This window comes from Acinetobacter sp. YH01021 (assembly GCF_013420255.1).
GTDB lineage: Bacteria > Pseudomonadota > Gammaproteobacteria > Pseudomonadales > Moraxellaceae > Acinetobacter.
The window spans coordinates 1-8,874 of sequence record NZ_VOYO01000043.1; the positions used below are offsets into that span (position 1 = coordinate 1).

Annotated in this window: 11 protein-coding genes and 1 pseudogene; 8 read left to right on the forward strand and 4 right to left on the reverse strand. The window is 35.7% G+C overall.

From position 1 onward, the window contains the following. The 6 genes and pseudogenes from FTT86_RS15130 to FTT86_RS15155 form a co-directional block, all read left to right on the forward strand. Positions 1 to 329, forward strand: a pseudogene (locus FTT86_RS15130) (hypothetical protein); the annotation flags it as partial. A 101-nt stretch (positions 330 to 430) separates the two neighbouring features. Further along, on the forward strand, positions 431 to 664 hold the full coding sequence (locus FTT86_RS15135; protein ID WP_034429840.1) for a hypothetical protein: 234 nt from the start codon (positions 431 to 433) through the stop codon (positions 662 to 664). 202 nt (positions 665 to 866) lie between these two features. Beyond that, positions 867 to 1,796 carry a replication initiation protein RepM gene (gene repM / locus FTT86_RS15140; RefSeq protein ID WP_004896921.1) on the forward strand — a complete coding sequence of 310 codons (930 nt, stop codon included), beginning with the start codon at positions 867 to 869 and terminating at the stop codon, positions 1,794 to 1,796. A gap of 66 nt (positions 1,797 to 1,862) precedes the next feature. Then, positions 1,863 to 2,405, forward strand: coding sequence for a plasmid replication DNA-binding protein (locus FTT86_RS15145; protein WP_004896925.1), 543 nt, complete (start codon positions 1,863 to 1,865; stop codon positions 2,403 to 2,405). 336 nt (positions 2,406 to 2,741) lie between these two features. After that, a complete protein-coding gene (locus FTT86_RS15150) occupies positions 2,742 to 3,356 on the forward strand; it encodes a hypothetical protein (RefSeq protein ID WP_180181452.1) in 615 nt (204 codons plus the stop codon). Positions 3,357 to 3,425: 69 nt separating this feature from the next. Further along, positions 3,426 to 3,845, forward strand: a complete 420-nt coding sequence (locus FTT86_RS15155) for a hypothetical protein (RefSeq protein ID WP_179991645.1) — start codon at positions 3,426 to 3,428, stop codon at positions 3,843 to 3,845. 279 nt (positions 3,846 to 4,124) lie between these two features. Here FTT86_RS15155 and FTT86_RS15160 read toward each other — a convergent pair whose 3' ends face one another. After that, the gene (locus FTT86_RS15160; RefSeq protein WP_180168121.1) at positions 4,125 to 4,526 is read right to left on the reverse strand and encodes a hypothetical protein; all 402 of its coding nucleotides are present in this window, start codon (positions 4,524 to 4,526) and stop codon (positions 4,125 to 4,127) included. Between the two features lie 78 nt (positions 4,527 to 4,604). On the opposite strand from FTT86_RS15160, the gene FTT86_RS15165 reads away from it, so the two are divergent. Continuing rightward, positions 4,605 to 5,633, forward strand: coding sequence for a transposase (locus FTT86_RS15165; protein WP_180168120.1), 1,029 nt, complete (start codon positions 4,605 to 4,607; stop codon positions 5,631 to 5,633). 269 nt (positions 5,634 to 5,902) lie between these two features. Here FTT86_RS15165 and FTT86_RS15170 read toward each other — a convergent pair whose 3' ends face one another. From FTT86_RS15170 to FTT86_RS15180, 3 genes are all read right to left on the reverse strand, one after another. Further along, on the reverse strand, positions 5,903 to 6,100 hold the full coding sequence (locus FTT86_RS15170) for a YqaE/Pmp3 family membrane protein (RefSeq protein WP_180025723.1): 198 nt from the start codon (positions 6,098 to 6,100) through the stop codon (positions 5,903 to 5,905). Between the two features lie 643 nt (positions 6,101 to 6,743). Beyond that, positions 6,744 to 7,463 (reverse strand): hypothetical protein, encoded by a 720-nt coding sequence (locus FTT86_RS15175; protein WP_001218546.1) that lies wholly within the window; start codon positions 7,461 to 7,463, stop codon positions 6,744 to 6,746. Between the two features lie 17 nt (positions 7,464 to 7,480). Further along, positions 7,481 to 7,747: a hypothetical protein gene (locus FTT86_RS15180; RefSeq protein WP_006581723.1), complete on the reverse strand. Its 267-nt coding sequence runs from the start codon at positions 7,745 to 7,747 to the stop codon at positions 7,481 to 7,483. 208 nt (positions 7,748 to 7,955) lie between these two features. Here FTT86_RS15180 and mobQ point away from each other — a divergent pair. Then, the coding region (gene mobQ / locus FTT86_RS15185) for a MobQ family relaxase (protein ID WP_180181453.1) at positions 7,956 to 8,874 on the forward strand (919 nt) is incomplete at its 3' end.

Sequence of the window (8,874 nt, forward strand, 5' to 3'; positions counted from 1 at the left end):
TACTGTTTGGAAAAAAAGCCTGGGAAGCCCAACGTGATGCGATTTACCAGGAGCACAAAAAGCTGAAAGGTCAGCATGAACACCAGAAAAAACATGGTGTGAAGGATTTATTGGAAAATGAAAAGTTTAAAGAACATGCCTGGAAGCAGTACCAACAACAACATCCAGCCAAAGCCAAGCAATACCAGACTCTATACCCATCCTATCAAGTCATTAAAAAATGTGTGGATGAGATCAAAGCAGAACAACAGATGAAACTCAGACAGGAACAACAGCTCAAAGCACAGCAACATGCGCCTAAAATGAAATCTCGTGGCATGAGTCGCTAAACAGAGCGAGTGTCTACGAGCGAACTGAGAAAATTTGCCCATCCCTTTCCCTGATTACAAGCTCCCTATCCATTAATCACCTACCCTACAGAGCATCCCGCATGGGTGCGAACTTTCCAAATTTGATTCTTAAATCGAGCGTAGCGAGAAAAAAAGCTCATGAGCGAAGCGAATTCCGAGCTGCTTTTGATCTTGCTTTTGCTTTTTCTCAAATTCACGAAAATATGAACCAAAAATTGCCCCGACGAATCGAGCGAAAGCGAGATTCAATAGAGTTTGAGCGAAGCGAAAACCAAGGGCAATTTTTTACTCCCTGGGCTTTTAATTATTTTTAAGCTTTTAAATGCTTTTAATTAAGCTGTAATCCTTTATTCATAATGGTTCTAGAGATATTAAAACGAGGTTTACCTTGCATTAAAACGAGGTTTACCTTGCATTAAAACGAGGTTTACCTTGCATTAAAACGAGGTTTACCTTGCATTAAGCGAGATAATTATATAACCTCGTCTTATTGAATTAAAAATATAATCTTTTCATATGAAAACAGAACTAGTTGTTAAAGATAACGCCTTAATCAATGCCAGTTATAACCTCGATCTAGTTGAACAGAGGTTAATTCTCCTAGCTATTGTTGAAGCAAGGGAATCGGGTAAAGGGATAAATGCTAATGATCCACTAACAGTTCATGCTGAAAGTTATATTAATCAGTTTGGTGTACATCGAAATACGGCTTATCAGGCGTTAAAAGATGCTTGCGATGACTTGTTTGCAAGACAATTCAGTTATCAGAGTCTTAGTGAAAAAGGTAACATTATTAATCACAAATCAAGATGGGTGAGCGAGGTGGCTTATATTGATAATGAAGCTGTCGTTAGACTTATTTTTGCCCCTGCTATTGTGCCTTTAATTACTAGGTTAGAAGAACAATTTACAAAGTATGAAATACAACAAATAAGTAATTTAACAAGTGCTTATGCTGTTCGTTTATATGAAATATTGATTGCATGGCGTAGTACTGGAAAAACGCCTCTCATAACTATGTATGATTTTAGACAAAAAATAGGTGTACTCGAGACTGAATACAAACGAATGTATGATTTTAAAAAATATGTTTTAGACATTGCATTAAAACAAGTAAATGAACATACCGATATTACTGTCAAAGTTGAACAGCATAAAACAGGTAGATCTATTACTGGTTTTTCATTTAGCTTTAAACAGAAAAAATCAGCCACGCATTCAGTCGAATCTAAAAGAGATCCGAATACATTAGACCTCTTTTCAAAAATAACAGATAAACAACGCCATCTATTCGCCAACAAGCTCTCAGAGCTTCCTGAGATGAGTAAATATTCACAAGGCACAGAAAGCTATCAGCAGTTTGCTGTACGTATAGCTGCCATGCTGCAAGATGCAGAGAAATTTAAGGAATTACTTCCTTTACTCAGAAAATTAGGATTTCAATGACATTGTTAATTGAAATTGTTAAGTTAACAGTCAGGTATTAACACAAGTTGAAAACTGGTTTACATAATGAAAAAACTGTCAGTTTCAGAGTTAGCTAAGCTTTATGGATATTCAAGACAAGCCATATATGCACATATAAACAAAGGAAATTTATCTAAAGGATCTGATGGATTAATTGACTTTTCAGAGGCCCTAAGAGTTTTTGGGGAACCACAAAAAAAAGAGGATACAGTCAATCAAAGTCAATCAATTAACAGTCAAAACTTGACAGAAGTTGACTTACTAAAACGTCAAGTTGACATACTGGAAAAACAATTAAATCAGGCAATACAGAGAGAAAATCAATCTTTAGAACGTGAATCGTTTTATCAAGAACAGATTGAAGCTATGCAGCGCTTACTAGAAGCACCAAAAGCCAATATGACTACCTTTACCGATCAGAGCTTTAAACAGGATATAGCAACGGATCCTCGGTCGGAACTAGCAACGAACTATGACGAATTGACTACTCCTCAGCAAGACAATAAGCGTATTCCTATCCCGGAGCATGTTGAACCAGAACAGAAGAAGAGAGGCTTCCTAAGCCGCTTTTTCCTTCCATATGGTTAGCCAAGACTCCAGTTTTTTGAAGAGCCAATTTCAGTGCAAGCACTTGAAATAATGACTCCTCAAAAAACCGGATGATGTTTATTAAAACTGAATAAAACCGTGGAACATCGCTCAATTAGTGATCGTGGAACATGAATAATCAATAAAAAGCCGTTCTGGTGCCCTATACTCCAGAACGGCTTACGTTAATATAATGATATTTAAAGAGAAATATCAAGCATTTCGTATAAGGTGTATTATGTTAATTTTAGGAAATCTACAATATAAATTTCTATAAAAATACCATTTTTATTTGATAGAATAACAATCTATTTTATTAAAATTTATAGAGTTTTCATGAAAAAAATAGTTTTTGGGGTTTCTTTATTAACAGCTTTTTTTTGCACAAATGCAATTTCTGGAATCACTGTCATAAATAAGGCGATTCCTTTCAATAACCTTCCATCTGAAATCAAAACAGAAATTGAAAGTCATTACGTAGATAGTTGCAAACAAATCTCCGAAGACCCAGAGATGCCTACAAAAAATCCGAAGATCACTTTTGATAAAGGTTTTATAGTTAACGTTGACTTCAATGCTGATGGCCTAAAAGATTACATAATTAAATCATCAGAAGTTACCTGTGAAGGCGCTGTTTCTATGTTCACAGGAAGTAGTGATGGTTTTCTTGACATCTATTTTCAGAACCAAGATGGTCAATATGAACATGTACTGAATTATTGGTTAGGTCGAGAAGGCTTAGAACTTAAAAAAACGAAAGATGGTTATCGCTTTATATCTGAGTACAACGAAAGTTACCTAGCTTGGGACACAAAGAAAAATAAATTTTTGTCTTATTATGGGCCAGAGAAAAGATTAGATGTATTAGAAATCGGGGATGAAGATGCCTCTACAACTCAGACATCATCGCAAAGTAGTGCGATTTTAAAATCCGTATTAACTCCAAAATAATGAGAAAGTTAACTGCTGGCCTTTAACTAGCAGTTAACTAATTTTTATTAACCATTGAAAAGCATTTTTATGAAATTTTTTTTAGTCGTTCTCTTACCAATAATATTTTTTAACTCAGCATATGCCTCACAGATCAGTACAATATTTATTGGTAAATGGGGAACTGACAGAGCCGCTTGTCGTGGCATAGTGAATGGTGATGATTTCAGAGTTTTAAGTATAAAAAATAGTGAAGTAAATCAGATTAAAGATGAGCGGTACGAGGGATATTCTCACATAAACATTACCCAATTTATTGAGAGCCCTGCTAATGAACTATACGGTGTAGGATTTAGATATACATTTCATAGTGAAGAACCAGGAAGTCTTTATAGGGAACAAGAGAAAGTTCACTATGTTCTGATTGATAATAAATTGTATTCAATTGATGAATACGTTTCAGAAAATGGACAAATAGAATCCTTTACTACTTCTTTTACAAGATGCTGATTCAACGATTTAACATAATGGCGGTTATACGCAATACAATTGTATATTAATATAAATATCAATCACTTAAAATTTTAGTTATGACTAAGAAATCAGCAAAAAGTCGCTTTTGTAATAAGTTGGTGAGTTTTTAAGCGAATCTGTAACATTTTGCCAAGAAAATTGATTAATAAATGATCAATTTGACAATCAGTGCCCATTTCATACGGATCCAGGTTCCAAAACTATCCCCAATTGCTGGGGATAAAATTTAGGCTATTTTGTACGCTTTGGCGCACATCAGCTCTTAATATTGAATAAATTAGGGCGAAATTGTAATGCACATATTTTGAAATCACTTTGTAAACCCACCCAACATCCTGGCCGAACTGGGGAACGAAATGCAGTACCCCAATCATAGAGCTTTCCCGAGGACATTTGTATTTGAATCAATGCCTTATTTTCCTCAAGAACTTTGACTCCTATCTTTTGTATTCCGGTTTTAGATAACAAGATTTTCCCTGATAAATAATATGAGAATTTATTTGAAGACTCTATACGGCATACACCAAGATAGAGGTTTTTGTCTTTTACACTTACTCGACAAATCGTACTTCTTACTTCTGCATAAATAGTTTGTGAAACTAGCAAAATGAATAGAAGGATGGATTTAAGTAATACTTTTTTAGCATCTACTTTCATTAGGAACCTTTATGTAACATTTTAGGACTTACGCATTGACGGATTCAAAAAAGTATTAAAATACTTTATAAAGTATCTGTGATCAGACGAATTAAACATGCTTCTACAGCAACTTGTACATTACCCATTTATATGGGCTTTCTCATGACAGAACCGAACTCTATTAGCTGCACACAACTTGCCGAGACTTATAATATCTCGCATGATAGTGTAAATCGCTTTCTAGAGCGTGAAGACTACACACCTCACGACCTATATCAAGAATCAATTCAACATATTGATAATAATAAACTTATAGTCAGTATTGATGATACTGTTTTAGATAAACCATATAGTCAACATATGGACTTGGTTAGCTATTTTTGGTCAGGCAAACACCACCGATCCGTCAAGGGTATTAATCTCATTACCTTGTATGCGACAGATCAAAATGGTCAAAATATTCCAATTAATTTCCGAATTTATGACAAATCTGAAAGTAAAACCAAGAATGATTACTTTATGGATATGTTAAGTGAAGTACTCAGTTGGGGTGCAAAGATTCAATTTATTACAGGTGATAGTTGGTATTCATCGACTGGAAATCTAAAAACCATAAGAAAATATGGTATTCGATTTATGTTTGGTATCGACTGTAACCGTAAGGTTTCCCCAGAAAAAGGACAATGGTTTCAACTGCGTTTATTGCCAGATTTCCATCAGGGTCAAATGGTCTGGCTCAAAGATTTTGGCTTTGTACAATTATTTAAGACTCAGTTAAAAGAACAGCAGAGGTTTTATATTGTGCATCAAGATGAAGATGATTTATTGTCCTTTGAGGGTTTTCATGAATTACATTCAAGTCATTGGAAAATAGAGCAATATCACCGGGTGATTAAACAGGTTTGTCATATTGAAAAGTTTCAAGTAAGACGATCTAAACTGATTTTGAATCATATTTTTTCAGCCTTGATGGCCTACGTTGAGATAAAAAAGAACCAGTTTGAGCGGATCTTTGAAAATGTATATCGTTGGCAGAAGAAATTATTTAGACCAGTTATCAAAAACTTCATTGATGACTTTATTCTCGATAAAAATCATCTGCTACCACAGAGAATCTATAAATAATAGTGCGTAAGTCCTACATTTTATTAAATAACGCAGATTCAAATCCCAAGTGCAACACATTTGTAGTTAGTTGAAAAAGTTAGGTGTATTCATAGAATCATTATGACTTTTTCAACTCGCAATTGGAAAGCCAATTTTTTCGCTATGGCTGTTTATCGTTATTATTATTATGAAATCAATTAGATCATTTATTAGTCAACACAATCCCTCTTATGGATAAGTGTGATGAAAATTACCAAACTATCAGATATAAAAATTAGAAAATTAAACTATTTAGTATGATAGCGAATTGCTCTTCTAATTTTCTGATCGGTCTTGTATTGCGACAAAGCATATACTGCCCAGATCGCAGCCGGGATCCATCCTAGAATCGTAATTTGAAGAAATAGACACATCATTCCAGCAAATGGTCTACCTATTGTAAAAAACAGCAGCCAAGGAAAAAGCAAAGCAGCCAAAAGTCTCATATTATGTTCCTATTGATGCGTTATTTCAGATTAATTAACTTTTAATAAGATATGAATTAAATATATTAGGAGTGCATTCGTCTGTTAAATTTTGTCCATTTTCGTAATTAATTTCACCCTAGCCCTTTCATCTACCTCACTAATTTCTAAAAGACAGACTTAAATTAAGATCTTAGCTTTAATATATCCTTGGTGCTTTTTCTTTCTTTGCACAAGTCCTGAGTAACTTTAAGTAAAAAAGCCTTATAGTCTCTCCCGGAACTATAAAACTTATTAAGCGCTGTTAATTTTGTATTAATGGCTTACTTTCCAATGTAAGTTAGCTGTTTTGGCCTTAATTGATACTTAGCCATTAAACGCTTATTACCCACTATCCTTAGCAGGTTATGAGTACAGTTATTTTACCGATAGATAAAAACTTGGATATAAGAAAAAAGAGGAATATTTGAGAAAATTAGTTTAAAAGGCTAACAATTGGACAAAGCTGTTTGATTTTTAAAGCATGTGGTTACGTCGGATTAGAAATAGGCCAATTATTTGAACTTTAAATTTAAAGTTTTTCTAAAATCAAGATAATAGACTCTACAAACAAGCTCGTGATTCTGGGCTTTTATTTATTTAACATAAAATCTCTTATGCGAAATCAGGTTGATCTAAAGTTCTTTATTGCCTTGATCACATGATCCCCTAATTGCTGAGTATTTTTAGGATTTCCGGCTGAATTATTTAAAGAGACATTTAAAGGGAGGGCTATCTGCCTCAAAATTTCTTTAGCTGATGGTTGTTTTTCACCATCCTTATAAACTTCAATTTTTGCATTTTCATATTGTTTTATCTCATATCCATCATAAAAAATATTATTTAAAATCAATAGCTCATGATTATTTTCAACTTTCAGTTCTGTTTCAGTAGGAATATTTAACCCTATATTTATTTTTGAATTAGCTAAAAGTATTTTGTTATAAATACCTAAAATATATTTCCCTTTGTATTCTCGTGACTTAGCCTGAAACTGCTCCATATTTAAGTCATAGACTACTTCAATACAGAGGTCCTCTGGGTTAATTCTTAAAACAATAATTCTGTCCACTAACTCAATCGTTTTAAGATTAAAATCGACATGACTTGCTGTAGTAACAGTCTTAACAGAAATTCTTTGTCCAGTACTGGAAACTACATCATAACCTCTCTGATTAACTGAATCAGCTAATTGTCCTAAGGTCATCATAGCTACATAAAGTTCCCCAATTCTTCCTGTTAAATGCCTTAATTCTGCAATAGGCATTCCCCAAGAGAGTTCTTTTTCAAACCATTCAATAGATTCACCTAAAGACTTAATAATATCGAATTGGCTCAATGCCATGATTGATTTCCTATCACTTATAAATTAAAGAGCTTACGATCACGTTCATCAGTCAAATACTTGTCCATCTGTGCAATCAATTTTGCCCGGGCCTGTTCATCTTCTTCAGTGATTTTTAGCATACAAGATCCGATTAGAATTTTGCGTCTAGTATCATCTTTACGAGCCTGTTCTTTCTCTTTAGCACGTTCTCTTGCAAGTGCTGCTTGTCTTTGAGCTTTAAGCTGTTTCAGCTTTTCTTCCTGGGCTTTAATTTTGCTGTCTAGTGTTTCAGTAACGCTCATTAATCCAATACCATCATCCTGGGAAACCATCCCTAACATAAGCGCACTTGAATATGCATTCAAGGTGCTATATGTATAGTAATGTTTTCCTCGAAGAGCGCACTTATGCAAACTTCGTTTGCAAGTCCGATTGGGGTCTCCCCAATACCCCGACAACCGTATCCACGGTTGTATTTCACTACGTGAAAATTTAAAAGCGAAAATAGGCATGGCGATTTACCACTTTTCAGTCAAAACCGTAGCACGATCAGCAGGACGTTCCGCCACTGCTGCAATCGCCTATCGGGCTGGTGAAAAGATCTATTGTGAACGTGAAGGCCGAGAACATGACTACAGCCGAAAAACTGGTGTGGAATACAAAGAGATTTATTTACCCAAAGACGCACCAGAACATTTAAAAAACCGGGAAAGACTCTGGAACGAAGTTGAACAGCGCGAAACCCGAAAAAACTCGACAGTTGCCCGGGAATTTGAAATCGCTTTTCCAAGTGAATTAAATCAGGAACAACGCCTGGCCATGCTCGAAGAACTATGCGCCAGTATCGTGGACAGACATCAGGTGGCCGTTGATGCCTGTATCCATGCCCCGCATACCGGATCCGGCAGTGATGAACGCAATTATCACGCCCATATCCTGATGAGCACACGCAAGCTCATTCCCGAAGGTTTTACCGAGAAAACCCGGGAACTGGATCAGAAACACAGTGGAGAAATCGAACACTGGCGCAAACACTTTGCCGATATCTGCAATATGCACCTGGACATGGCCGGATACACCGCCCGAGTCGACCACCGCAGCTACAAGGACCAGGAGAATGGTCTGGAAGCCACCCTGCACGAAGGGCCTAAAGTCACCGAACTGCGCCGAAAAGGGATTGAGACCGAAATCAGCCGAAGCAATGATGAAATCAAACAGAGAAATCAGGCACAGCTGCAATACGGCAAAAATATGGATCTGCTGATTGCTGAAAATGAGATCAAACTCAGCACACTGAAAACTGAACAGCAGATCCAAATCAAAAATAGCGCTAAAACGCCACCAATTGACGAAAAAGCCCTGTTTGAGGAAAAACAGAGGGAAACCCTTGGCAAAGTGCTAAAACGCGAAATCAGCGCAAAAGACGCGA

Coding starts and splice junctions, on each gene's coding strand:
- FTT86_RS15135 (WP_034429840.1), top strand. CDS start 431: ATGGGTGCGAACTTTCCAAATTTGATTCTTAAATCGAGCGTAGCGAGA.
- repM (WP_004896921.1), top strand. CDS start 867: ATGAAAACAGAACTAGTTGTTAAAGATAACGCCTTAATCAATGCCAGT.
- FTT86_RS15145 (WP_004896925.1), top strand. CDS start 1,863: ATGAAAAAACTGTCAGTTTCAGAGTTAGCTAAGCTTTATGGATATTCA.
- FTT86_RS15150 (WP_180181452.1), top strand. CDS start 2,742: ATGAAAAAAATAGTTTTTGGGGTTTCTTTATTAACAGCTTTTTTTTGC.
- FTT86_RS15155 (WP_179991645.1), top strand. CDS start 3,426: ATGAAATTTTTTTTAGTCGTTCTCTTACCAATAATATTTTTTAACTCA.
- FTT86_RS15160 (WP_180168121.1), bottom strand. CDS start 4,526: ATGAAAGTAGATGCTAAAAAAGTATTACTTAAATCCATCCTTCTATTC.
- FTT86_RS15170 (WP_180025723.1), bottom strand. CDS start 6,100: ATGAGACTTTTGGCTGCTTTGCTTTTTCCTTGGCTGCTGTTTTTTACA.
- FTT86_RS15175 (WP_001218546.1), bottom strand. CDS start 7,463: ATGGCATTGAGCCAATTCGATATTATTAAGTCTTTAGGTGAATCTATT.
- FTT86_RS15180 (WP_006581723.1), bottom strand. CDS start 7,747: ATGAGCGTTACTGAAACACTAGACAGCAAAATTAAAGCCCAGGAAGAA.